We start from the raw sequence: 25383 nt of genomic DNA on the forward strand, positions 1-25383 counted from the left end.
AGCGGGCTTGCTCGCGATTGCGTCGCCGCGGTTTACCTGAAAAAACCCGGGCCTCTGCATCGCGAGCAAGCCCGCTCCCACAGAGGATTATCGACAGTCCATAAAAAGAGGTCCTATGCCCGTACACCCGGTTCTAAGCCCTGAAACCCTGCGCTGGTTGCCGTGGGTGGTGGCCATCGCGTTTTTCATGCAGTCACTCGACGGCACCATCCTCAACACCGCCCTGCCCGACATGGCCCGCGACCTCGACGAAAACCCGCTGCGCATGCAAGGTGTGATCGTTGCCTACATGCTCACCGTTGCCTTGCTGATCCCGGCCTCGGGGTGGATCGCCGACCGCTTCGGCACCAAAAAAATCTTTTTCAGCGCCATCCTGCTGTTCAGTTTCGGCTCGTTGCTCTGCGCCCTGTCCGGCACTCTCAACGAGCTGATCGGCGCACGGATCGTCCAGGGCCTGGGTGGTGCCCTGATGCTGCCCATCGGCCGGCTGGTGGTGCTCAAGGCCTATCCGCGCTCGGAGCTGGTGCGGATCATGGGTTTTATCACCATTCCCGGCCTGCTCGGCCCGCTGATCGGCCCCACGATGGGCGGCTGGATGGTGCAGTACCTGAGCTGGCACTGGATTTTCCTGATCAACCTGCCCGTGGGCGTTCTCGGTTGCTGGGCCGTCTGGCACTTCATTCCGGATTTGCGCGGCAGCGAGCGCACCCGTTTTGACGGGTTGGGTTTTGTGCTGTTTGGCGCGGCGATGGTGTTTATCACCATTGCCATGGAAGGCCTGGGCGAGCTGCATATGCCGCACCTGCGGGTGATGTTGCTGCTGTTTGCGGGCATGGCCTGTCTGGCAGCGTACTGGTTACGCGCGGGCAATATCAGCAACCCGCTGTTCTCCCCGGTGCTGTTCAAAACCAAGACCTTCGCAGTGGGCATCCTCGGTAACCTGTTCGCCCGCCTGGGCAGCGGCGCCCTGCCGTTTCTGGTGCCCTTGCTGTTGCAGGTCGCGCTGGGCTATTCCCCGTCACAGGCCGGGATGAGCATGCTGCCACTGGCCGCGGCCGCCATGCTGGCCAAATGGGTGGCCAGGCCATTGATCGAGCGCGTGGGATACCGCACCGTGCTGACGGCCAACACCTTCGCCCTTGGCCTGATGCTGGCCAGCATGGGGCTGGTTACCGAACACACGCCATACCCGTTGTTGCTGTCAATGCTGGCCGTTTTGGGAGCGATCAACTCATTGCAGTTCACCGCCATGAACACCGTCACCCTGATCGATCTCGACGACGCCAGCGCCAGCAGCGGCAACAGTTTGCTGTCGGTGGTGGCGCAACTGTCCCTGAGCCTGGGCGTGGCTTGCGCCGGGGCATTGCTTGGCGGCTTTACCGGGGATGGCGGCAACGATGGGGTGGACACGGTGCTGGGCGCGTTCCAGCTGACCTTCCTCACAGTAGGGATCATGGCGATGCTGGCAGCGGCGATATTCCTGCAACTGTCACCCCAGGATGGCCGCAAACCCAAGGCCAACTCGGAACATGAGCTGGAACATTAAGCTACTTTTCGCCAAGAACTGGATGACATCTCGTCCAGAATGTTCAGGCAAAGGGCATGGGACTGGTACACTGCGCGACATTTTGTTTTGCAGGCCAGTCCCGTGACCACCATTGCCACCGCTTTTAACACTCTGCCTCTGTCCGCCGCCATGCTGGCTAACCTCGACTCCCTCGGTTATGCCCAGATGACGCCGATTCAGGCGCAGAGCTTGCCGGTGATCCTCAAAGGCATGGACCTGATCGCCCAGGCCAAGACCGGTAGTGGCAAAACTGCCGCCTTCGGCATCGGCCTGCTGAACCCGATCAACCCGCGCTTCTTCGGCTGCCAGGCCCTTGTGATCTGCCCGACCCGCGAACTGGCTGACCAGGTCGCCAAGGAAATCCGCCGCCTGGCCCGCGCCGAAGACAACATCAAGGTCCTGACCCTGTGTGGCGGCGTGTCGTTCGGCCCGCAGATCGGTTCGCTGGAGCACGGCGCGCACATCATCGTCGGCACTCCGGGGCGTATCCAGCAACACTTGCGCAAAGGCTCGCTGGTACTGGACGGTCTGAACACCCTGGTACTGGACGAAGCTGACCGCATGCTGGACATGGGCTTCTATGACGCCATCGAAGACATCATTGTCAAAACCCCGGAGCGTCGCCAGACCTTGCTGTTCTCGGCCACTTACCCGGCCGGTATCAAGCAGCTGTCGTCCAAGTTCATGCGCAACCCTCAGCAGGTAAAAGCAGAGGCGCTGCACACTGACAGCCAAATCGAGCAGCGTTTCTACGAAATCTCGCCTGAAGAGCGCATGAGCGCCGTGACCAAGGTACTGGGCCACTTCCGCCCGCAGTCCTGCGTGGCGTTCTGCTTCACCAAGCAGCAGGTGCAGGAAACCGTTGATCACCTGACCTCCAAGGGCATTTCGGCCGTCGGCCTGCACGGCGACCTGGAGCAGCGCGACCGTGACCAGGTACTGGCCATGTTTGCCAACCGTTCGACTTCGGTACTGGTTGCCACCGACGTAGCCGCCCGTGGTCTGGACATCGACGCGCTGGACATGGTGCTCAACGTTGAGCTGGCCCGCGATTCGGAAATCCATATTCACCGTGTTGGCCGTACCGGCCGTGCGGGCGAAAAAGGCGTGGCCATCAGCCTGGTTGCACCGTCCGAAGCGCACCGCGCCCAGGCCATCGAGCAGTTGCAGAAAGCTCCGCTGAACTGGGAAACCCTGGACACCCTCACCTCTCAGGGCGGCGCACCGTTGCTGCCGGCCATGAGCACACTGGTGATCGGCGCAGGTCGTAAAGACAAGGTTCGCCCAGGCGATATCCTTGGCGCACTGACCGGCGACGCAGGCATCCCGGGTGCCCAGGTTGGCAAGATCGCCATCTTTGACTTCCAGGCCTACGTGGCGGTTGACCGCACCATTGCCAAGCAGGCTGCACAGCGCCTGAGCGAAGGCAAAATCAAAGGCCGCGTATTGCGCGTGCGGGTTTTGTAAGACGCTTCAAGAGCCCCCTCACCCCAACCCTCTCCCGGAGGGAGAGGGGGCAGATTTGCATAGAATTCGAAATCACCCTGGTCAAGCTCCCTCTCCCTCAGGGAGAGGGCTGGGGTGAGGGCTGCTTTTACCGAGGACACCGCTTTGCGCTCTACCGACGTTGTGATTATTGGCGCTGGCGCCGCAGGCCTGATGTGCGCACTGACCGCCGCCAACCGTGGGCGCAAGGTGATGCTGATCGACCACGCCAACAAGGCAGGCAAAAAGATCCTGATGTCGGGCGGTGGCCGCTGCAACTTCACCAACATGTACACCGAGCCCAACAATTTCCTGTCGCAGAACCCGCACTTTTGCAAGTCGGCCCTGGCCCGCTACACCCAGTGGGACTTTATCGAGATGGTCGCCAAACACGGCGTGCCCTACCACGAGAAAAAACTCGGCCAGCTGTTTTGCGACAACAAATCCAGCGACATCCTCGAAATGCTCCTCGACGAGTGCAAACAGGCCGGCGTCAGCCTGCACCTGGACACTTCAGTCGAACAGATCGAAAAAACCGACAACGGCTACAGCCTCAATACAACGCTGGGGCCGGTTGACTGCCAGTCTCTGGTGGTCGCCACCGGCGGGCTGTCGATCCCGACCCTGGGCGCCACAGGCTTCGGCTATCAAATCGCCAAACAGTTCGGCCACACCTTGCTGCCAACCCGCGCAGGCCTGGTGCCGTTCACCATCACCGATCAGCTCAAAGAGATCTGCACCGAGCTGTCGGGCACGTCGGTGGATTGCCTGGTGAGCTGCAACGACCAGAGCTTTCGCGAAAATATCCTGTTCACCCACCGTGGTTTGAGCGGGCCGGCGATCTTGCAGATTTCCTCGTTCTGGAACCCCGGCGATACGGTTGAGATCAATCTGCTGCCCGACCTCGACGCCCTGAGCTGGCTGCAAACACAGCAGGTTGAGCGCCCCAACAGCGAGTTGAAAACCCTGCTGGGTGAAATCTTCACCAAGAAGATGGCCAATCTGCTGGCCGAGCACTGGTTCGAGTCCAAGCCAATGAAGCAGTACACCCCGGCGGAGCTGGCGCAGGTGGCGGACAAACTGGCGTGCTGGAAGGTGGTCCCCGCGGGCACCGAAGGTTATCGCACCGCTGAAGTGACCCTGGGTGGGGTCGATACCCGCGAAGTGTCGTCCAAGACCATGGAATCGCTGAAAAGCCCCGGCCTGTATTTTGTCGGCGAAGTGCTGGATGTAAGCGGCCATCTTGGCGGCTTCAACTTCCAGTGGGCGTGGGCTTCGGGGTATGCAGCGGCGCAGTACGTCTGACCTGCCCCCCCGTAGCCGCTGCTGCAACCTGCAGCAGCGACTGCAGGGGCGACTGCAGGGGCGCATGAAAAATATTTTTGGTTCGATGTGACAGCCCCATTGCACTGTCGTCTTATCTGGCTCAAGTTAGCGAATCACGAGCCAGGCACCGCCACTTCATGTCATCGAAAAGCTTTCAGCATTCCCTGCGCCGCCTGTGGGCACTGGACAAGTTCAGTTACAGCGTGCGGGTATTTGTCGCCCTGACCGGCAGCATGGCTTTTTGCTGGTATCAGGATGAGATGTCACTGCTGATCCCGTTGTTTCTGGGGGTTATCGCCAGTGCGCTGTCTGAAACCGATGACAGCTGGCAAGGCCGTCTCAACGCCTTGCTGGTGACGCTGGTGTGTTTCACCGCCTCGGCCCTGAGTGTCGAGTTGCTTTTCCCCTACCCCTGGCTGATGGTCTGCGCGCTGGCCCTGGCCAGTTTCGGCCTGACCATGCTCGGCGCGCTGGGCGAGCGCTACGGGGCGATTGCTTCAGCCACACTGATTCTGGCCGTGTACACCATGATCGGCGTAGATCAGCGCGGCGGCGAAGTCACCAACTTCTGGCATGAACCCTTGCTGCTGGTGGCCGGTGCCGCCTGGTACGGGATACTGTCGGTGCTGTGGCAGGCGCTGTTTTCCAATCAGCCGGTGCAACAGAGCCTGGCCCGGTTGTTCTGGGAACTTGGCCTGTACCTGAAAATCAAGTCGGCGCTGTTCGAGCCCATCCGCAAACTGGACGTGGAAGCGGGCCGGCTGGAACTGGCCCGGCAAAACGGCAGGGTGGTGGCGGCGCTGAACACCGCCAAGGAAATCATCCTGCACCGGGTCGGCAATACTCGGCCAGGCTCCAAACTCAGCCGCTACCTCAAGCTGTATTTCCTCGCCCAAGACATCCACGAACGTGCCAGCTCGTCGCACTACCCGTACAACGCCCTGGCCGACGCCTTCTTCCACAGTGATGTGATGTTCCGCTGCCAACGTCTGCTACGCCAGCAAGGCGTGGCCTGCCAGCGCCTGTCGGAGTCGATCAAGCTGCGCCAGCCATTCGTCTATGACGACAGCTTTGCCGAGGCTCTGGGAGACCTGCACGCCTCCCTCGAACACTTGCGCATCCAGAGCAACCCGGCCTGGCGCGGACTGTTGCGTTCATTGCGGGCACTGGCCGCCAACCTCGGCACCCTCGACCGCCTGCTGAGCGATGCAAGCAACCCCGACACCCTGGCCGATGCCACCGATAGCAGCCTGCTCGACCGTTCGCCACGCAACCTCAAAGATGTCTGGTCACGCCTGCGCCAGCATCTGACACCCACCTCGCTGATCTTCCGCCACGCCTTGCGCCTGCCCCTGGCGCTGAGTATCGGTTTTGCGATGGTGCACTGGATTCACCCAAGCCAGGGCTACTGGATCATCCTCACCACGCTGTTCGTGTGCCAGCCAAGCTACGGCGCCACGCGGCGCAAGTTCAGCCAGCGGATTATCGGCACTGCCATCGGCCTGGCCGTGGGCTGGGCGTTGTTCGATCTGTTCCCCAACCCGCTGGTACAGTCGATGTTTGCCGTCGTGGCCGGGGTGGTGTTCTTTATCAACCGCACCACGCGCTACACCCTGAGCACGGCGGCCATCACCCTGATGATTCTGTTTTGCTTCAATCAGGTGGGCGATGGTTACGGACTGTTCCTGCCGCGCCTGTTCGATACCCTGGTGGGTAGCGTGATCGCGGCAGCGGCGGTGTTCCTGTTCTTGCCTGACTGGCAGGGTCGTCGCCTGAACCAGGTGCTGGCCAATACCCTGAGCTGCAACAGCCAGTACCTGCGCCAGATCATGCAGCAATATGCCCAGGGTAAAAGCGACAGCCTGGCCTATCGGTTGGCACGGCGTAACGCACATAACGCCGATGCGGCGCTGTCGACCACCCTGGCCAATATGCTGATGGAACCCGGGCATTTCCGTAAGGATGCAGACATGGGCTTCCGCTTTTTGGTGCTGTCCCACACTTTGCTCAGTTACCTCTCTGGCCTGGGCGCCCACCGCGACACCCAATTGCCTGCCGAAGTGCGCGAGCAGTTGATTGAAGGGGCCGGGAGCAAGATTGCCGACAGCATCGACCAGATTGCCCAGGGCCTGGCCACCAAGCAGGCGGTTGCAGTGCAAAGTGATGAGGAAGAGGCCCTGGCCGGCGAACTTGAACAAATGCCCGATGAAATAGATGAAAACCAGAGGCTGGTACAAACCCAACTGGCGCTGATTTGCCGCCAGCTCGGGCCACTGCGCACCCTGGCCGCGCATTTGGTCAAGGCACCTTAGGCCTTGGCGCCAGTCGGCATCACGCCTACTATCGAGACATGAACTCGCCAACAAGGACAAGATCGTGACCACCGACTGGCTCTGCAAACACCACAACGACCTGGGCAAGGAACAGCTCTACGCAATCCTCGAATTGCGCTCAAAAGTATTTGTCGCCGAGCAGAAATGCGCCTATCAGGACGTCGACGGGCAAGACCTGACGGGCGATACGCTGCATGTGATGGGCTGGCAAGACGACCAGCTGGTGGCCTACGCCCGCATCCTCGACCCCGAGTCCCAGGGAGGTGACGTAGTGATCGGCCGCGTAATCGTTGCCGTCGAAGGCCGCGGGCAAAAGCTTGGGCATACCCTGCTTGAACAGGCCCTGAAAAATATCGAAGAGTACTGGGCGGGGCAGCCCGTATTCCTGTCCGCCCAAGCGCACCTGCAACCCTTTTACGAGCAACACGGGTTCAACACCCAGGGCGAGATCTACCTAGAAGACAACATCCCGCACATCGGCATGCGCCTGACATCTCAGGGGTAACCCAGCACCTGCTTGATCTGCACCAGATGCCCAGCGACCCAGTTTTTGTCCACCGGCCCCCAGTTGCGGATCAGGTAGCGTCCGGCATGGTTGCGGGCGCCATCCTGCTGTTCAAATTCGCAGATGATGTCCAGATCGGCCAGGGCAGCAATGGTGTCCTGGGCGGTACGACGCGGCATGCCGGTGACTTCGGTCAAGGCAGGCACGCTGCTGGCGATCTGGCTATCGATCAACCAGGCCACATACAAGCGCCGGTAAAAGCTGCTTTTGGTTTTGCTGACTTCCATTCAGAACTCCTGCCCGTCTTTACGGGTCCGCTCCCACACATAAAGTAAGTGTCAGGTTTTGCCCTGCATATCCCGCCACGTGAGGTACACCCGCAGGTCGAACTCCAGCTGGTGATAACCCGGCAACATGTGCTCACACAGCTTGTAGAACGCCTTGTTGTGGTCTGACTCTTTCAAGTGGGCCAGCTCGTGGACCACGATCATCTTCAAAAACTCGGGCGCCGCTTCCTTGAACAGCGAGGCCACGCGCAGTTCCTTTTTAGCCTTGAGCTTGCCGCCCTGAACCCGTGAAATAGCAGTATGCAAACCCAGCGCACGGTGGGTCAGGTCGAGCCGGTTATCAAACAGCACCTTGTCAAAGGATGGCGCATTGCGCAGGTATTCCTGTTTGAGCTCCTGAGCGTAGGCATACAGGGCCTTGTCGCTTTGCACGGCATGACGCTGTGGATAACGCTCGCTCAGGTAACTGCCCAGTTGGTTGCGCTCGATCAATTGGCGCACCTGCTCTTGCAAGGTCTGGGGGTAAGCCTGGAGGTATTTGAGCACAGTCATGGGGCGCCAACGCACAGCGTAAAAGTGCGCCAGTGTAGCGAATTCGATCCCCGGGCGCCCACGTCAGACTTTTACGCTGCCAAAAGGCAGACGCTTCCGAGAAAACACGATGCACACAAGCGCTGCTTGCGACCCGCAAACTCACAGGGCTATCTTCACCAGTCGCCGATGCTCCCCCGTGGAAGAAACATGAAAAAGCCGACGCCCGACGATCCCAAAGCCATTCACACTCCCCGGGATGATCATCAGCACGATGAAACCACCCGGCTTATTCTCGACGCCCTGCTTCAGGCCCCGCCCGTTTGCCTGGAAAACCTCAAACCCACCCGTGCACTAAGGGCAGGCAAGCAATCACCCTTTGCCGTGCTGCCTGATATCCGTGCAATCGAAGCGCTGTCCCATGTGTCGCTGATGCTCAAAAGCGCAGAAGAGGTCTCGGATGAAATCACCGCATACGCCAGCGGCATAGAGCGTGGGCTGGTGTGGTCGCTGGTGCATTCGGTGGAGATGTCCCGATCACTGGTGGACTCACTGCTCAGGGCCAATGGTGTTGATCCAGAGTTGCTAAAGGCACAACCGTCAAACTGGCCCTGCGCGAAGCAGGCTGGCAAGGGGGGGCTTTAATTCCTCCAAAAAAAAAACGCCCCGATCAGATCGAGGCGTTTTTTGGTCGGGCCGGTCAGGCGGCAATCGACAGTTTGAGCTTGTTCATCGCGCTTTTTTCCAGCTGACGAATCCGCTCGGCTGACACGTTGTACTTCTGCGCCAGGTCGTGCAGCGTGGCTTTTTCTTCAGCCAGCCAGCGCTGATACAGAATGTCACGGCTGCGGTCGTCCAGCACTTCCAGCGCTTCGTGAAGGTTGCTGGTGGAGTTGTCGGTCCAGTCAGCATCTTCCAGTTGGCGCGCCGGGTCATACCGGTGGTCTTCCAGGTAGTTGGCTGGCGACTGGAACGCACTGTCGTCGTCAGCTTCGGCTGCCGGGTCGAACGCCATATCATGACCGGTCAGGCGGCTTTCCATCTCGCGCACTTCGCGAGGCTCTACGCCGAGGCTTTCAGCCACACGATGCACTTCATCGTTGTTCAACCAGGCGAGACGTTTTTTCTGGCTGCGCAGGTTGAAGAACAATTTGCGCTGAGCCTTGGTGGTCGCGACTTTCACGATCCGCCAGTTGCGCAGGATAAATTCGTGGATCTCTGCCTTGATCCAGTGCACCGCAAAAGACACCAGACGCACACCCATTTCAGGGTTGAAGCGTTTGACCGCCTTCATCAGGCCGACGTTGCCTTCCTGGATCAGGTCAGCCTGAGCCAGGCCATAGCCCGAATAACTACGGGCAATGTGTACAACAAAACGCAGGTGGGCGAGCACCATCTGCCGAGCCGCCCCCAAATCCTGCTCATAATAGAGACTCTCGGCCAGTTCACGCTCCTGCTCCGGTGTCAGCAATGGAATGCTGTTCACCGTATTGACATAGGCCTCGAGGTTCGCACCAGGGACCAACGCATACGCAGGTTGCAAAGAAGTGGTCATACGAAAAAACCTCCGTCTCACATAACTCGTGCAGTTCAGCACTGCGAAAGTTGACCGGAAACCTGGAAAAAAGTTCCCAAAAAAAGCTGAAAAGGTCAACAGGCAAAAAGAAAACTATTTAGGCGAAAGCTCACGTAAGTGACGCGCAACTGCAATCCATGCACCGATATACCCTAACAGCACCGCGCCAAGCAAGAGAGACAGACCATCGGCTACCGGCACACCCGCCAAGGCAAAATTGCTGCCGTACAAGCCAGCCAGCCCCACCACCGCGTCGTTAAGCCAGTTCAGGCCGAATGCCAAAACGCCCCAGGATAAAACTCCCGCACCAAAGCCATAGAGCGCACCCATATAAAGAAAGGGCCTGCGCACATAGCTGTCAGTACCGCCGACCAGCTTGATGACTTCGATTTCGATGCGACGATTCTCGATATGCAAACGAATCGTATTACCGATAACCAGCAGCAAAGCTGAAACCAGCAACACCGTCAAGCCAAACACAAAACGGTCACCCAATTTCAGGATTGCCGCCAGACGTTCGACCCAGACTAGATCAAGTTGCGCCTGTTGCACCTTCGGCAACTGCGCAAGGCGTTCGCGAAGGGCTTCAAGCGTCGCTTTATCGACTTCTGCCGGGGTTACCAGGACCACACCGGGCAACGGGTTATCGGGCAATTCTTTAAGCGCTTCGCCCAGCCCTGACTGCTGCTGGAACTCTTCGAGTGCCTTTTCGCGGCTGATAAATTCCGCGTCAGCCACCCCTGCCATACCTTTTATCTGATCGCTGAGATTTTCACCCTGCTGGCTGCTGGCATCCATCTGCAGATACAGCGAAATCTGTGCTGCACGCTGCCAGGAACCACCCAGGCGCTCGACGTTGTTAAGCAACAACGACAGGCCCATCGGCAGACTCAAGGCAACCGCCATCACCAGGCAGGTAAAAAAGCTACCAATCGGCTGCTTGCCAAGGCGCTTCAGGCTGTCGAGCAGACTGGCCCGGTGAGCCTCAACCCAGGCGTGAAACAACATGGCGAAGGTCGGGCCATCGTCATCATCGTGTTTTTTCTTCGGCGGCTGCGGGTCGGCAGCCTTTGGAGCTACGCGCTCGGATACTTTGGAACTGCGGGTGGCACTCATTGCGCGGCCTCCCCGTCACCGATCAGGCGTCCGCGCTGCAAGGTCAGCATGCGATGGCGCATGCGTGCGATCAGCGCCAGGTCATGACTGGCAATCAGTACGCTGGTGCCCAAGCGGTTGATGTCTTCAAATACGCCCATGATTTCCGCCGCCAGACGCGGGTCGAGGTTACCGGTGGGTTCATCGGCCAGCAGCAAGGCCGGGCGATGCACGATGGCGCGGGCAATGCCTACACGCTGTTGCTGACCCGTGGATAAGTCACCCGGGTACAGGTCGGTCTTGTCCGACAGCGCTACGCGCTCCAGCGCCGAGTCGACACGCTTGGCGACTTCAGCCTTGGACAGGCCGAGAATTTGCAGCGGCAGGGCGACGTTGTTGAACACTGTGCGGTCAAACAGCAACTGGTGGTTCTGGAAAACCACACCGATCTGGCGACGTAAAAAAGGGATCTGCGCGTTGCTGATTTGCCCCAAGTCCTGCCCCGCCAGTAGCAATTTGCCGCTGGTCGGGCGTTCCATCGCCAGCAACAGGCGCAACAGCGTGCTTTTACCTGCGCCGGAGTGGCCGGTCACAAAAAGGAATTCGCCTCGACGGACCCGAAAGCTCAGCTCGTGCAGGCCCACGTGTCCATTTGGATAGCGCTTACCGACCTGCTCGAAACGAATCATGGACGCTCCCGCTCCGCAAACAGAGCCTGGACAAAGGGTTCGGACTCAAAATCACGCAAATCATCGATGCCTTCACCCACACCGATAAAGCGGATAGGAATATTGAATTGCTTGGCCAGGGCGAAAATCACCCCGCCTTTGGCCGTGCCATCGAGCTTGGTCAGTGCCAGACCCGTGAGGGCAACGGTCTGATCAAACTGCTTGGTCTGGTTGATAGCGTTCTGCCCGGTACCGGCATCGAGCACCAACAGCACTTCGTGGGGAGCGTCTTCGTCAAGCTTGCCCATGACCCGGCGAACTTTCTTGAGTTCTTCCATCAGGTTGTCTTTGGTATGCAGGCGACCAGCGGTATCGGCGATCAATACGTCGATGCCACGGGCCTTGGCAGCTTGCACAGCGTCAAAAATCACCGACGCCGAATCCGCGCCAGTGTGCTGGGCAATGACCGGGATATGGTTGCGCTCGCCCCACACTTGCAGCTGCTCGACGGCGGCCGCACGGAAGGTATCACCGGCAGCCAGCATGACTTTCTTGCCTTCAAGCTGCAGTTTTTTCGCCAGTTTGCCGATGGTGGTGGTTTTACCCGCGCCGTTGACGCCTACCACCAGAATCACGAATGGCTTGTTTTGCGATTCGATTTTCAGCGGTTGCTCCACCGGCTTGAGCATGGCCGCCAGCTCGTCCTGCAGCGACTTGTAGAGTGCATCGGCATCGGTCAGTTGCTTGCGCGCGACCTTCTGCGTCAGGTTCTTGATGATCACCGAGGTTGCTTCAACACCCACGTCGGCGGTCAACAGTCGGGTTTCGATCTCTTCGAGCAGATCGTCATCAATGGCTTTTTTGCCCAGAAACAGGCTGGCCATGCCTTCGCCAATGCTGGCGCTGGTCTTGGACAAGCCTTGCTTGAGACGAGCGAAAAAGCCTGTTTTTTGCTCGGGGGGCGCAACTGGCGCGGGGGCCGGGGCCTCGACCAACGGGGCTGGGGCAGCCACCACAGGCGCAGGTGCAGGTGCAGGTGCAGGAGCGACTACAGGCGCGACGACGGCAACTGGCTCTGGCTCTGGCTCTGGCTCTGGCTCTGGCTCAACAACAGTCTCGACCACCGCAAGCGCTTCAACAACAGGCTCGGGCTCGGGGATCGGCGGCACGATATGCGGTGCCTGCACATCCTCGACAAGCGCCACCGGTTCTTCGGCGACAGGCAAGTGCGGCCACGGTGCCGGCTCGGCGGCCAATTCAACCGCAGGCTCGGCGGCAACCACGACCACTTCGGGCGCGGCCTCGACCTCCACCGGAGTGGCCTCAACCAGCGTCTCAGGGATGATTTCGGGCGCAGGCGCGGGTTGTTCCACGACGGTTTCCTGCGGCTTTCTGCGCAGCCATCCGAACAGGCCTTTTTTCTCGCCAGCCGCAGCTGGGGTCTTCTTGTCGTCGTTGGAACCAAACATGGAGGACGGCTATCTCATCGTAGCGACGCGCCACTGTGGCGCCCCGGCAAATAATATTCGGTGTGAAACAGACTGTAATTTTGTCAGCTTGTTCGCACGCAACTGTATTCAGAGGGTAAAACACACCTCGTAAACTTCGTCTTAACTCGGGTCTGTCACGGGAAAGTCGGCAAAAATGCGAAATTTACCGGTATACATCCACACTTCCAAGCGGGCTCCTATACTGCCCGATCAAACGTCGTCTGATCGTCAAAGGCCTGATAGGCGTGGCCGCCAGTAAAACGGATCAGTATCCTAGCACCTCCTCACCCGCAGACGCTAAGGCCGAGCGGGTAGCCCAACAGGTTAAAAAACGAATGAATCTAGCCCGCCGCGCTGCTGGCCTGTTGCTCAGCACAGTTTTATTACCGCTTTCGGCCCTGGCGGCCGAACCGCAGCCCACCCACGAGTTCCGCCTGGACAACGGCCTCAAGGTCATCGTGCGCGAAGACCATCGCGCCCCGGTGGTGGTCTCCCAGGTCTGGTACAAAGTGGGTTCCAGCTACGAAACCCCTGGCAAGACCGGCCTGTCCCACGCGCTTGAGCACATGATGTTCAAGGGCAGCAACAAGGTCGGTCCCGGCGAAGCCTCGTTGATCCTGCGCGACCTTGGCGCCCAGGAAAACGCCTTCACCAGCGACGACTACACCGCCTACTACCAGGTACTGGCCCGTGACCGCCTGGGCGTGGCCTTTGAGCTTGAGGCCGACCGCATGGCCAGCCTTCGCTTGCCGCCCGAAGAATTCAAGCGCGAGATCGAAGTCATCAAGGAAGAGCGCCGCCTGCGCACCGACGACCAGCCCATGAGCAAAGCCTACGAGCTGTTCAGCGCCATGGCCTTCCCTTCCAGCGGCTACCACACCCCGACCATCGGCTGGATGGTCGACCTGGAGCGCATGAGCGTTGGCGAACTGCGCGCATGGTATGAAGAGTGGTATGCCCCCAACAACGCCACTTTAGTGGTGGTCGGTGACGTCACCCCGGATGAAGTCAAAGCCCTGGCCCAGCGTTACTTTGGCAAGGTGCAAAAACGCGAGATACCTGTCGCCAAAATCCCGCTGGAACTGCCGACCCCTGGCGAACGCCTGCTCAAGATCCACGTCCAGACCCAACTGCCAAGCTTGATGCTGGGCTTTAACGTGCCCAGCGTTGCCACGGCCAAGGATCCGATCACCGCCAATGCCCTGCGCCTGATTTCCGCGCTGCTGGACGGCGGCTACAGCGCACGCATGCCGACACAGCTGGAGCGGGGCGAAGAACTGGTCTCCGGTGCATCGTCCAGCTACAACGCCTTCACCCGTGGTGACAGCCTGTTCATGCTTTCGGCGATGCCCAACAGCCAGAAGAAAGTCACCATGGCCCAGGCCGAGGCAGGCTTGTGGCGCTTGCTCGATGACCTGAAAAAGACCCCGCCGACCACTGAAGAGCTTGAACGTGTGCGTGCCCAGGTAATTGCCGGACTGGTCTACGAGCGCGACTCGATCACCAGCCAGGCCACTTCGATCGGCCAGCTGGAAACCGTCGGCCTGTCGTGGAAGCTGATGGACTCAGAACTGGCCGACCTGCAGAAGGTCACCCCGGCCGATATCCAGCAGGCTGCCCGCACCTATTTCACTCGCGACCGTCTCAGCGTTGCCCATGTACTGCCCGAGGAGAAAACCCATGAGTGAGCGTAAAGGCCCCCGCTACGCCCTGCTTGGTCTGAGCGCCGCCATACTGGTGGGTGCACTCGGCTACTTTTTTACCAACCCGCAGCAATCGGTCGCCAGCCAGGCACTGGACCAGGCCAAGAGCGAGCACAAGCTCGAATCCCTGGCCGAGCTGGACGGCAAGGCGCCCAGCCACCGTGCGCTGAACGTGCAAACCTGGAAAACCGCCGAAGGCTCCAAAGTGCTGTTCGTCGAAGCACGGCAATTGCCGATGTTCGACCTGCGCCTGACCTTCGCCGCTGGCAGCAGCCAGGACGAAAACACCCCGGGCCTGGCCCTGCTGACCAACGCCATGCTCAACGAAGGTGTAGCGGGTAAAGATGTGGGCGCCATCGCCCAGGGCTTTGAAGGCCTGGGCGCGGACTTCGGCAATGGCGCATATCGCGACATGGCCGTGGCCTCGCTGCGCAGCCTGAGCGATGTAGATAAACGCACACCTGCGCTCAACCTGTTCGCCGAGGTGGTGGGCAAACCCACCTTCCCGGCCGACTCCCTGGCGCGGATCAAGAACCAGTTGCTCGCCAGCTTCGAGTTTCAGAAACAAAACCCCGGCAAACTGGCCAGCGACGAACTGTTCAAGCGCCTGTACGGTAACCACCCGTATGCCCACGCCAGTGATGGCAATGCCCAAAGCATCGCCGCGATCACCATTGACCAGCTCAAGGCCTTTCACAACAAGGCCTACACCGCAGGCAACGCCGTGATTGCGATTGTTGGCGACCTGTCGCGTGCCGAAGCCGAAGCCATTGCAGCCCAGGTATCTGCCGCACTGCCCAAAGGCCCGGCAGTGGCCAAGACCGTGCAACCAAGCGAGCCCAAGGCTGGCCAAACCCATATCGAGTTCCCGTCCAAACAAACCCACCTGCTGCTGTCGCAGCTGGGCATTGACCGTGACGATCCCGACTATGCCGCACTGGCATTGGGCAACAGCATTCTGGGCGGTGGCGGTTTCGGTACGCGCCTGATGACCGAAGTGCGTGAAAAGCGCGGCCTGACCTACGGCGTGTACTCCGGCTTCAGCCCGATGCAGGCTCGCGGCCCGTTCATGATCAACCTGCAAACCCGCGCCGAACTGAGCGAAGGTACGCTCAAACTGGTGCAAGACATTTTGGCCGACTACCTGAAAAATGGTCCGACGCAAAAAGAACTCGACGATGCCAAGCGTGAACTGGCTGGCAGCTTCCCGCTTTCCACGGCCAGCAACGCCGCCATCGTCGGCCAACTTGGCGCAATGGGCTTTTATGATTTGCCCCTGGATTACCTGGAAACCTTCATGCAGAAGTCCCAGGACCTGACCACCGAACAGGTCAAGGACGCCATGAACAAGCACCTGAGCGCCGACAAAATGGTCGTAGTGACCGCCGGCCCGACCGTGCCGCAAAAACCACTGCCACCTCCTACCGACAAACCTTCAGAGCAACCTCTTGGGGTTCCGGAGCATTAATGGCAAAGCCAAAAAACACATCGCACTCAGGTGCTGGTCAGTTACGCATCATTGGCGGGGAATGGCGCAGCCGCAAGCTGGACTTCCCCCATGTAGAGGGCCTGCGCCCGACGCCAGATCGCGTGCGTGAAACCCTGTTCAACTGGTTGGCCCCCTATATCGGCGGCGCCAGGGTACTGGACGTTTTCGCCGGCAGCGGCGCACTGTTCCTTGAAGCCATGTCCCGCGGCGCAGCCAAGGGCGTGGCACTGGACAGCAACCGCGATGCGATCTCCAACATCCGCGAGAACATGGGCATTCTGCGCTGCACTGTCGGCGAAGTTCAGCAGACTGACGCCCTGCGTTATCTGGACACCACGCCAAGCACAACCTTTGACGTGGTATTCCTCGACCCGCCGTTCAACAAGGACCTGCTCAAACCTGCTTGTGATCTGCTCGAGCAACGCGGCTGGCTGGCTGAAGACGCCTGGGTTTACACCGAAAGCGAGTTGCGCCCGTCAGAGCTGGGCTTGCCTGCCAACTGGCGCCTGCATCGCGAGCAAAAAGCCGGCGGCGTGAACTACGCCCTGTGGCAACGCGAAGCCACTCAAGCCTGATGAACCTGTAGTCGCTGCCGCAGGCTGCGATCAAGCCCGGAGGGGTCGCTTTTTCAAAAGCGAAGGCCCTTCGGTCCTTATCGCAGCCTGCGGCAGCGGCTACAGATTTTTGCGGTACAAGGTATCTATGTACCGCCCGCCTCTCCCCTCTCAAGCCCAATCTGTTCTGACGATAAACAGTCAGGACACCCACCATGAAACACCCCCTTGCCGGGCTGGCTCTCGGCTTTATGTTGCAACCGCTGATGGCCCTGGCCAGCAGCCAACCCTCCACTCAACATTTCACCCTGGATAACGGCCTCAAGGTTATCGTTCACGAAGACCACCGTGCAGCCGTGGTTCACTCACAGCTCTGGTATCGGGTCGGCTCAAGCTATGAGCCCCCAGGCCAATCCGGGTTGTCCCACGCCCTTGAACACATGATTTTCAAAGGCAGCAGCAAACTTTGTCCGGCCGAGTCAGACCACATCTTTCAAAGCCTGGGCGCAACGGACAATGCGGCGACGCAAAATGACGCCACCATTTTCTTTCAAACCCTGCCCCCCCATGCCCTGGCAGTCGCACTTGAAGTGATGGCAGACCAGATGAGCACTGCACACCTGTCCGCTGCTCATTGGGCCGGTGAGCGCGAAGTCATCAAAAGCGAACGCAGCGAAAGCGTCGACAACGACCCCCATCAGCGCGCACTTGAACTGCCACGTCGCCTGGCATTCCTGACCAGCGCTTCCGGCAGCCCGGTCATCGGCTGGATGCACGACCTCGAACGCATGCACATCGATGAACTCAAGCACTGGTATAGAAGCTGGTATGCGCCCAATAACGCCACCCTGATCATCGTCGGCGATATCGACACCGAGCAGGTCAAGGCCCTGGCCACACGCTACTTCGGCCCGATTGCCTCACGCGAGCTACCTGTGATCAAGGCCCCGCTCGAACTGGCAGCTCCCGGTGAGCGCACCATGACTCAGTACATCGATCATCAAATCCCGAACCTGAGCATGACGTTCAACGTGCCAAGCCTGCACACCCAGACCGACCCACGTTCAGCTCCAGCACTGGAGCTGCTCAGCGAGTTGCTCGGTGGCGGCGACAGTTCAGAACTCAAAAGCAGATTGTGGCGCGGCGAGGAATTGCTGATCAGCGTCGGCTCACATTACAGCAGCATCAGCCGCGGTGATGAGCTGTTCAGCATCGACGCCACCCTCAACCTTAAAAAGATGAAACCGCTGAGCGAGGTTCAAGAACGGATTTGGGCCGTGATCGACTCAGTGAAAAAAACACCCCCCTCCGGCAGTGACCTTGAACGCGCCCGTACGCGGATCATTGCACGGCATGTTTTCAGCCGTGATGACCTGCAAAGCCTGGCTCTGTATCTCGGTGAACTGGACATTGCGGGCTTGTCGCCAGAGGACGACGAAAAGCGCATGCAGATATTGGCGAAAATCACCCCTGAAGATATCCAGCTCGCCGCTCAAACGTTCCTGACCCACGACCGCTTGACCCTCAGCTATGTACTGCCCAAGGAGGCGCGCCATGAGTAAGCCTCACGCAATCGCAGCCAGCCGCGCCTTGCGCGTCGCTACGCTGCTGTTCACCCTTGCCTGTGTCTGCGTGCAAGCCCGAGCACAAGAACCACAAGCACGACTGCAATCGCTGCTTGAGTTGAGCACTGCCGTGCCTGCCACCCGCCTGCCGACAATCAAGGCCTGGAAACTGAGCCAAAACACCAAAGTCCTGTTTGTCGAAAGCCACACCTTGCCCATGATCGATGTGCAAATCACCTTTGCCGCGGGCAGCAATCAGGATGGCGATACACCCGGCCTGGCAGCGACTGTACTGAGCCTGTTTAACGAAGGCTCGACGTTCAAGGACGCCAACGCACTGGCCAAGGGGTTTGATAGCCTGGGCGTGGATCTGGGTAACGGTATCGATAAAGAGCGGAGTTTCTTCACCCTGCGCAGCTTGAGCGCCCCGCACATCCGCGAACCCGCCATGCAGTTGTTCACCGAGATGCTCGCCCAACCGGGCTTTACCGTCGAAGGCCAGCGACGGGTCAAAAACGAACTGTTCACCAAACTCAAAATAAACCACGAAGACCCACACGCTCTTGCACGGATGCAGATCTACAACGAACTCTATCCGGGGCAACCTTACACCCGCTCCGACTTCGGCTCGGTCGAGAGCCTGGAGCGCATAGATGAATCACACCTAAGGGCCTTTTACCGTCGCGCCTACACTGCTGCCAACGCACAGATCGTGATCGTCGGCGACCTGACCCTGCAACAGGCGCAGAGCCTCAGCCGCTCACTGGCCAATGCCTTGCCCGCCGGACCAGCACTCGCTGAAAGACACTCGGTGCCTGCCCCGCTGCCCCATGGCAAAACCCTGCATATCGAAGATGAAGCAACCCATACCGTACTGATGCTGGCACAGAATGCCTTGCCCAATCAGCACCCTGACGGGGTAGCGATCCGGGCCGGGCATATTATTTTCAGCCATATCCTCAACAGGCAGTTAAGGGAGGAGCGCAGCATCACCTATGGCGTGCTATCGCAAATTCCCCATGCGCAGGGACCAACCCCCTGGATCATCAGCCTCAATACCCCCTCGCGCTACAGCCAAAGCGCCCTGGTTCATATCAAAGCCCTGTTTGCCCAGTACCTGCAGGACGGACCCAGCGAAACCGAACTGGACGACATCAAGCAGTTCCTGCTGCGGGCGCTGCCACAGCTCACGGCCAGCAACCTGGATATGCGCAACGAACTGTCCATCATCAACCGCTTTAACCAGCCCCTGGCCTTCAACTACAAGATCCAACAGATTCAAGCCTTGACCAGTGAGCAGATCAAAGCGGCGATGAACCGTCACTTCACGGCTGACGGCTGGGTCGGCGTAACCGTCGGCCCCAGTGTTGCTCAACTGCCCCTGCCCAAGGTGATGGTGCCAGAAACGACGATGGCACAAAGTTGTATGCCTGCCATCAGATAACCCCGGCACCCGCACGCAACACTTGGGTGTCGGGCCCTGATGTGGCAATTTAGACATCCGCCGTACCTGTTACTCGATGAGAACCTCCGTGCCTTTTCCAGCCAGTCATGCTTCACCCCTCAAGCCTTTTACTCCGGCTACGGGTCTGGGCAACCCCCATGTCCAGACGCTATGGGGGCCGTTGTGGCGTACCAAGCCTGCCATTGAACATCGACGTGAACGTATCTGGCTAAAGGATGGCGATTTTCTCGATCTGGACTGGCACGGCACACCCTCAGACCATGCGCCGGTGGTACTGGTGCTGCACGGCCTGACCGGCTCGTCGGGCTCTCACTATGTACTGGGGCTGCAAACCGCCCTCGCCGCACGCGGCTGGACCAGCGCCGCACTGAACTGGCGAGGGTGCTCCGGCGAACCCAATTTACTGGCCCGCAGTTATCACTCAGGGGCCAGCGAAGACCTGGCCGAGGCAGTGGCCCATTTACGTGCCGCACATCCGCTGACCCCCTTGTATGCCGTAGGCTATTCGCTGGGGGGCAATGTGCTGCTCAAGTATCTGGGCGAAAGCGGCAGCGACAGCGGGTTGCAAGGCGCTGTCGCGGTATCGGTGCCGTTCCGGCTTGACCAGTGTGCCGACCGGATCGGTATGGGATTTTCCAGGGTCTATCAAGCTCACTTCATGCGCGAGATGCTGGCTTACGTCAAAGACAAAAAACATCGATTCCAGCTCGATGCCCAACACGAAGGTCTGGCCAGCCTGACCAGGCTTGGCTCGGTCGAAGCCCTGAGCAAAATGCGCACCTTCTGGGAGTTCGATGACCGCGTAACGGCACCTCTTAACGGCTATCTGAATGTCGATGACTACTACCGTCGCGCCTCCAGCCGCTACTTCCTCGGCGCCATCCACACACCGACGCTGATTATCCAGGCCATGGACGATCCGTTCGTGTTCAAGCACAGCATCCCCGACACCAGCGAGCTGTCAGCCTGCACGCAACTGGAGTTGCACACCAGGGGCGGGCATGTCGGATTTCTGGAGGGCTCCCCAAGAAAACCGGGCTATTACCTTGAACGAAGAATTCCGCAATGGCTGGCCGCACTGCGGCTTGAATCTGCGTAATGGACGTAGAACAGGGTGAGTCGATCCGTTTCTGGCAAACACCCCCCCTGACGGGTGTCGAACTGCTGACGGCACGTTATATCGAACATCGCTTTGTGCCCCATGTGCATGATGGTTTTGTGATCGGCATGATCCTCGAAGGCGCCCAGCGCTATCGCTATCGCGGCGCCGAGCATCTGGCTGCCACCGGTACGCTGGTGCTGATCAACCCGGACGAAGTCCATAACGGTCACAAAGGTCATGATGCGGGCTGGCGTTACCGGGCTTTTTACCCGGACAACGTGCAAATTCAGCAGTTGCTGGAAGAACTGGAACTGCCCGCCACCCACTTGCCGACCTTCAATGACACATTGCTGTACGACTGCGACCTGTTTCGCGGGTTATTCCAGCTACATCAATTGCTCGAAGGGCCGGAGACTGCGCTGCAGCAGCAAACCGCATGGCGTCAGATGATGCTTGCCCTGCTCAACCGCCATGCCCGCCTGCCACTACCAGCCAAGCCCGGGGTCGAACACCGCGCTGTAAGCCGTGCCAAGGAAGTACTGCAAGCCCGGCTGGCAGAGCCACCATCACTGGAAGAACTCGCCGCCGCAGTCAATCTGTCGCCATTCCACTTTGCCCGCGTATTTCAGCGCGCCACCGGCATGCCACCGCACACCTGGTTGATGCAACAGCGTATCGCCCATGCCAGAGCCTTGCTGCAACAAGGCTGTTTGCCACTCCAGGTGGCGACGCAACTGGGCTTTGCCGACCAGAGCCACCTGAACCGGCAATTCAAGAAAGTCTATGGTGTTGGCCCCGGTGCATACCGGTTGGCCAGTGTCGGCACCCCTTAAGCCAACTGGCTCAATCGCCAGTAGCAATGCCCCGCGCAGGATCATTGATCCACTCGCTCCACGAACCCGCATAAAGCTTGCCTAGCGGATAACCCGCCAAGCCCAATGCAAAAAGGTTGTGACACGCCGTCACCCCGGAGCCGCAATAGGCAACCAGCTCCTCGGGAGAGCGGCCGGCAAGTTTTTCGGCAAAGCGCTGCTTGAGCTGCGCCGCAGGCAAAAAGCGCCCCGTAGGATCCAGGTTTTCGCTGAAGGCGGCACATTGCGCGCCCGGAATATGCCCGGCGATCGGGTCAATCGGCTCGACCTCACCTCGAAAACGCGGCTGGGCACGGGCATCGATCAAGGTCAGTCCCGGCTTGGTCAGGCGCTTTTGCAATTGTTCGGCGCTCAGCAGCATATGGCTGTCGGGTTTGCCTTCGAAAGTGCCACGCAAGGTCGGTGACGCATCCAGGCTCAGCGGGAAGCCCGCGGCATGCCAGGCCTTGAGACCACCATCAAGGATAAATACACCCTCGCGCTTGCCCAGCCAGGTCAGCAACCACCATGCCCGGGCCGCAAAAGCACCCGGGCCGTCGTCATACAACACCACATCGCTGTCGGCATTGATGCCCCAGGCCTGCAGACGCTCAACCAGAGTACGTGGATCGGGCAATGGATGACGACCGGTCACACCTTTGATTACAGGCCCGCTCAGGTCGCGTTCGAGATCGGCAAATTGCGCGCCGGCAATATGCCCCTCGGCATAACTGCAACGGCCGTAGTCCGGGTCTTCGAGGGCAAAGCGGCAATCCAGGATAACCAGGCCGGGCTGCGCCTGACGTTCATTCAGGGCATGAGGGCTGATCAGTTGCGCAACGGGCATAGTGAACTCCTGTAAGGGGGTGAAATGCAGTTATTGAGCGTACAACGCGTGTTCCAGAGGGACGTAGTATTCCTTGATCAATTCATCGATGGCTTCCCGTGCCTGGTCGGTAACAAAACCTGATTCCAGCACCAGCAGTTGGTACACACCGCGCTTGATGGCCTGCTCGCTGAGCTGGTCACTGTTTTCACGGGTGGCGCATAAAAAACCTACCCATGAGGTGAGAATAATCCATGCATTCAGGCTCAGGGATTCAATTTGCCGGGGGCTCATGCACAAGATTTCGGCCTCGACAAAGCCGGCGTATATGGCCTGGGCCTGTGTGAGGCAGTGCTGGGAAAAACGTCGATAGCGGATGGCCAGTTCCGTGTCGCTGTGCAATAAATGCTCGATATCTCGATACAAAAAACGGTAGCGCCACATGGCATCCAGCAGTTGCTGCAGGTAGTGGTGCTTGTCGGCAACGGTTGGCAAACGCCCTTGGGGTGGGTGCAAAAAGCTCAATACCAGCGCTTCGTACTCGCTGAACAAGACCGCGATAATCGCCTGCTTGTTGGGGAAGTGGTAGTACAGATTACCGGGCGAAATTTCCATATGGGCCGCAATGTGATTAGTGCTCACACTGCGTTCGCCCAACTGGTTGAAAAGCTCCAGGCTGCTGTTGGCGATGCGCTGACTGGTTTTTAGTCGTATGGCCATGGGCTTGCGCTTAAATTAAAAACGAAAGGCATCTTACGGCCTAACCTTGAATCGATAAACAACACGGGGCAGGCCTTCAATTGACAGGTTAGAGCACAAGCTCTAAAAACATAGTGCTCTTCTACGATAAATACCGATAAAAACTGCCTGGAGCCATCATGCCTGTCGACAGCACTCACACTCACGACGCCCCGGTTCAACCGGACGCTCTCCAGTCCCTGCTCGACAAGCAGCGCCAGGCCTATGCCGCTCATCCATTCCCGCCACTTGCGCAGCGCCAGCAATGGCTCAAAAGCCTGCGCCAGCTGTTGAGCCGCGAGCGCGAGGTGCTGATCGATGCCATCAGCCAGGATTTCAGCCATCGCAGCCCGGACGAGACCCTGTTTGCCGAATTGATGCCGTGCTTGCACAGCATTGATTATGCCCTCAAACACCTTAAGCGCTGGATGAAACCTTCCTCACGCAGCGTAGGCATGATGTTCGCGCCCGCCAGTGCCAAAGTGATGTATCAGCCGCTGGGGGTTGTGGGAATTATTGTGCCGTGGAACTACCCGCTGTATCTGGCCATCGGCCCGTTGGTTGGCGCATTGGCTGCCGGCAACCGGGTCATGCTCAAGCTCAGCGAGTTCACCCCGGTCACCGGGCACTGGCTCAAGGATTTGCTGGGGCGGATCTTCCCCGAAGACATGGTTGCGGTGGTACTGGGCGAGGCAGATGTGGCGGTGGCGTTCTCCGGGCTGGCGTTCGATCACTTGCTGTTCACCGGTTCCACCCATGTGGGCAAACGGGTGATGCGTGCGGCTTCTGAAAACCTGACCCCCGTAACACTGGAGCTGGGTGGTAAATCTCCCGCTATCGTGTCGGCCGATGTACCGCTCAAAGACGCTGCCCAGCGCATCGCCTGGGGCAAAACACTCAACGCCGGGCAAACCTGTATCGCTCCGGATTATGTGCTGGTACCCCAGGATCGGGTAGACGGCTTCGTCGATGCCTACCGCCAGGCCGTTCACAGCTTTTATCCGACCCTCATCGACAACCCGGACTACACCGCAATTATCAATGACCGGCAGCTGGCGCGCCTTGAACGGCTGCAAACCGACGCCACCCTCAAGGGCGCACGGTTGATCCCGCTGTATGAACAGGGCCAGGGGCGGCGCATGCCCCATACGCTGGTGCTGGATGTAAACGACGAGATGCACGTCATGCAGGACGAAATCTTCGGCCCTCTACTACCCGTTGTGCCCTACTCCAATCTGGATCAGGCAATGGCCTACATCAACCGTAGACCCCGCCCTCTGGCACTGTATTACTTCGGCTACAACAAAGCCGAGCAACAGAGGGTTATCCACACCACTCACTCGGGCGGGGTCAGCATCAACGAAACGTTGTTGCATGTGGCTATCGACGACCTGCCTTTTGGCGGCGTCGGGCATTCAGGCATGGGGCATTACCACGGCCACGAAGGTTTCCTGACCTTCAGCAAAGCCAAGGGCGTGCTGTGCAAACAGCGCCTGAACAGCTCGCCGATGATCTATCCGCCTTATGACCGGCAACTGGTACGCATGATCCAGAAGCTGTTTATCCGCTAACGGGCTTTATCGAAAAACTGGCGAGCCTACTGGGCCAACGCCTGAAAAAATCATGAAAAAGCAGTAAATTCGTCGCGTCTATAGTGCTTTCTTCTGCGAATGGCGACTTGGCCGACCGGGAATGCTGCGATACCATCCGACTCCCCAACGGATTCCCGCCAGGACGACGCGATGAACCGAGTGTTGTACCCAGGTACATTCGACCCTATTACCAAGGGCCATGGCGATCTGGTCGAACGCGCTTCGCGCTTGTTTGACCACGTGATCATTGCTGTCGCTGCCAGCACCAAGAAAAACCCGCTATTCCCTCTGGAACAGCGGGTGGAGCTGGCTCGTGAAGTCACCAAACACCTGCCCAATGTTGAGGTGGTCGGTTTCTCGACGCTGCTCGCGCACTTTGCCAAAGAACAGAATGCCAATGTGTTCCTGCGTGGCCTGCGTGCCGTGTCGGACTTCGAATACGAGTTCCAGCTGGCGAACATGAATCGCCAACTGGCCCCCGATGTCGAGAGCCTGTTCCTCACGCCGTCAGAACGTTATTCGTTTATATCCTCGACGTTGGTGCGCGAAATCGCAGCATTAGGCGGTGATATCAACAAATTCGTACACCCGGCCGTGGCTGATGCCCTGACCGAGCGTTTTCGCAAGAAATAACC

At 59.2% G+C, this 25383-nt stretch carries 23 protein-coding genes; 15 read left to right on the forward strand and 8 right to left on the reverse strand.

What is annotated here, in order from left to right:
- Window positions 1-115 precede the first annotated feature (115 nt).
- From mdtD to EQV96_RS15170, 5 genes are all read left to right on the forward strand, one after another.
- On the forward strand, window positions 116-1546 hold the full coding sequence (mdtD, locus tag EQV96_RS15150) for a multidrug transporter subunit MdtD (RefSeq protein WP_240882163.1): 1431 nt from the start codon (window positions 116-118) through the stop codon (window positions 1544-1546).
- 150 nt (window positions 1547-1696) lie between these two features.
- Complete coding sequence (gene dbpA, locus EQV96_RS15155) at window positions 1697-3034, forward strand: ATP-dependent RNA helicase DbpA (RefSeq protein ID WP_228795946.1); 1338 nt, start codon at window positions 1697-1699, stop codon at window positions 3032-3034.
- 144 nt (window positions 3035-3178) lie between these two features.
- A complete protein-coding gene (locus tag EQV96_RS15160; protein ID WP_095017962.1) occupies window positions 3179-4357 on the forward strand; it encodes an NAD(P)/FAD-dependent oxidoreductase in 1179 nt (392 codons plus the stop codon).
- A 158-nt stretch (window positions 4358-4515) separates the two neighbouring features.
- A complete protein-coding gene (gene yccS / locus EQV96_RS15165) occupies window positions 4516-6690 on the forward strand; it encodes a YccS family putative transporter (protein ID WP_095020479.1) in 2175 nt (724 codons plus the stop codon).
- 64 nt (window positions 6691-6754) lie between these two features.
- Window positions 6755-7216 (forward strand): GNAT family N-acetyltransferase, encoded by a 462-nt coding sequence (locus tag EQV96_RS15170; RefSeq protein WP_094999802.1) that lies wholly within the window; start codon window positions 6755-6757, stop codon window positions 7214-7216.
- On the opposite strand, the gene EQV96_RS15175 is transcribed toward EQV96_RS15170, so the two are convergent.
- Window positions 7207-7503 (reverse strand): winged helix-turn-helix domain-containing protein, encoded by a 297-nt coding sequence (locus EQV96_RS15175; RefSeq protein WP_094999801.1) that lies wholly within the window; start codon window positions 7501-7503, stop codon window positions 7207-7209. The two genes, EQV96_RS15170 and EQV96_RS15175, sit on opposite strands and share 10 nt — an antisense overlap.
- 51 nt (window positions 7504-7554) lie before the next feature.
- Window positions 7555-8055: a M48 family metallopeptidase gene (locus EQV96_RS15180; protein ID WP_095017827.1), complete on the reverse strand. Its 501-nt coding sequence runs from the start codon at window positions 8053-8055 to the stop codon at window positions 7555-7557.
- A gap of 189 nt (window positions 8056-8244) precedes the next feature.
- Here EQV96_RS15180 and EQV96_RS15185 point away from each other — a divergent pair, with 189 nt between their 5' ends.
- Window positions 8245-8679, forward strand: a complete 435-nt coding sequence (locus EQV96_RS15185; protein WP_094999799.1) for a hypothetical protein — start codon at window positions 8245-8247, stop codon at window positions 8677-8679.
- A 55-nt stretch (window positions 8680-8734) separates the two neighbouring features.
- Here EQV96_RS15185 and rpoH read toward each other — a convergent pair whose 3' ends face one another.
- From rpoH to ftsY, 4 genes are all read right to left on the reverse strand, one after another.
- Window positions 8735-9589, reverse strand: a complete 855-nt coding sequence (rpoH, locus tag EQV96_RS15190; protein WP_004419731.1) for an RNA polymerase sigma factor RpoH — start codon at window positions 9587-9589, stop codon at window positions 8735-8737.
- A 114-nt stretch (window positions 9590-9703) separates the two neighbouring features.
- A complete protein-coding gene (ftsX, locus tag EQV96_RS15195) occupies window positions 9704-10726 on the reverse strand; it encodes a permease-like cell division protein FtsX (protein WP_094999798.1) in 1023 nt (340 codons plus the stop codon).
- Window positions 10723-11394 (reverse strand): cell division ATP-binding protein FtsE, encoded by a 672-nt coding sequence (gene ftsE / locus EQV96_RS15200; protein ID WP_016782600.1) that lies wholly within the window; start codon window positions 11392-11394, stop codon window positions 10723-10725. The genes ftsX and ftsE overlap by 4 nt, the downstream gene beginning before the upstream one ends.
- Window positions 11391-12842, reverse strand: a complete 1452-nt coding sequence (ftsY, locus tag EQV96_RS15205) for a signal recognition particle-docking protein FtsY (protein WP_240882164.1) — start codon at window positions 12840-12842, stop codon at window positions 11391-11393. The genes ftsE and ftsY overlap by 4 nt, the downstream gene beginning before the upstream one ends.
- Window positions 12843-13198: 356 nt before the next feature.
- Here ftsY and EQV96_RS15210 point away from each other — a divergent pair, with 356 nt between their 5' ends.
- The 7 genes from EQV96_RS15210 to EQV96_RS15240 all read left to right on the forward strand — a co-directional run bounded on the left by EQV96_RS15210 (window position 13199) and on the right by EQV96_RS15240 (window position 21574).
- Window positions 13199-14551 carry a pitrilysin family protein gene (locus tag EQV96_RS15210; protein ID WP_094999796.1) on the forward strand — a complete coding sequence of 451 codons (1353 nt, stop codon included), beginning with the start codon at window positions 13199-13201 and terminating at the stop codon, window positions 14549-14551.
- Complete coding sequence (locus EQV96_RS15215) at window positions 14544-16034, forward strand: pitrilysin family protein (RefSeq protein WP_095020482.1); 1491 nt, start codon at window positions 14544-14546, stop codon at window positions 16032-16034. The genes EQV96_RS15210 and EQV96_RS15215 overlap by 8 nt, the downstream gene beginning before the upstream one ends.
- Window positions 16034-16630, forward strand: a complete 597-nt coding sequence (gene rsmD, locus EQV96_RS15220) for a 16S rRNA (guanine(966)-N(2))-methyltransferase RsmD (protein ID WP_094999794.1) — start codon at window positions 16034-16036, stop codon at window positions 16628-16630. Before EQV96_RS15215 ends, rsmD begins: the two co-directional genes overlap by 1 nt.
- 194 nt (window positions 16631-16824) lie before the next feature.
- The gene (locus EQV96_RS15225) at window positions 16825-18171 is read left to right on the forward strand and encodes a pitrilysin family protein (protein ID WP_095020483.1); all 1347 of its coding nucleotides are present in this window, start codon (window positions 16825-16827) and stop codon (window positions 18169-18171) included.
- The gene (locus EQV96_RS15230) at window positions 18164-19618 is read left to right on the forward strand and encodes a pitrilysin family protein (protein ID WP_240882165.1); all 1455 of its coding nucleotides are present in this window, start codon (window positions 18164-18166) and stop codon (window positions 19616-19618) included. Before EQV96_RS15225 ends, EQV96_RS15230 begins: the two co-directional genes overlap by 8 nt.
- A gap of 76 nt (window positions 19619-19694) precedes the next feature.
- Window positions 19695-20738 carry a hydrolase gene (locus tag EQV96_RS15235; protein WP_094999791.1) on the forward strand — a complete coding sequence of 348 codons (1044 nt, stop codon included), beginning with the start codon at window positions 19695-19697 and terminating at the stop codon, window positions 20736-20738.
- Window positions 20738-21574, forward strand: coding sequence for an AraC family transcriptional regulator (locus EQV96_RS15240; protein ID WP_095020485.1), 837 nt, complete (start codon window positions 20738-20740; stop codon window positions 21572-21574). The genes EQV96_RS15235 and EQV96_RS15240 overlap by 1 nt, the downstream gene beginning before the upstream one ends.
- A 10-nt stretch (window positions 21575-21584) precedes the next feature.
- Here the strand turns inward: EQV96_RS15240 and EQV96_RS15245 are convergent, their stop codons facing one another.
- Together EQV96_RS15245 and EQV96_RS15250 are read right to left on the reverse strand one after the other, a co-directional pair.
- Window positions 21585-22439, reverse strand: a complete 855-nt coding sequence (locus EQV96_RS15245; RefSeq protein WP_095017833.1) for a sulfurtransferase — start codon at window positions 22437-22439, stop codon at window positions 21585-21587.
- Window positions 22440-22469: 30 nt separating this feature from the next.
- Complete coding sequence (locus tag EQV96_RS15250; protein ID WP_095023209.1) at window positions 22470-23138, reverse strand: TetR/AcrR family transcriptional regulator; 669 nt, start codon at window positions 23136-23138, stop codon at window positions 22470-22472.
- A gap of 158 nt (window positions 23139-23296) precedes the next feature.
- On the opposite strand from EQV96_RS15250, the gene EQV96_RS15255 reads away from it, so the two are divergent.
- On the forward strand, window positions 23297-24727 hold the full coding sequence (locus tag EQV96_RS15255) for a coniferyl aldehyde dehydrogenase (RefSeq protein ID WP_094999787.1): 1431 nt from the start codon (window positions 23297-23299) through the stop codon (window positions 24725-24727).
- 171 nt (window positions 24728-24898) lie between these two features.
- Window positions 24899-25381, forward strand: a complete 483-nt coding sequence (gene coaD, locus EQV96_RS15260; protein WP_004419754.1) for a pantetheine-phosphate adenylyltransferase — start codon at window positions 24899-24901, stop codon at window positions 25379-25381.
- The last annotated feature ends 2 nt before the right edge of the window (window positions 25382-25383 follow it).

The sequence above is a fragment of the Pseudomonas sp. TMW22080 genome (assembly GCF_022496745.1).
Lineage (GTDB): Bacteria > Pseudomonadota > Gammaproteobacteria > Pseudomonadales > Pseudomonadaceae > Aquipseudomonas > Aquipseudomonas bubulae.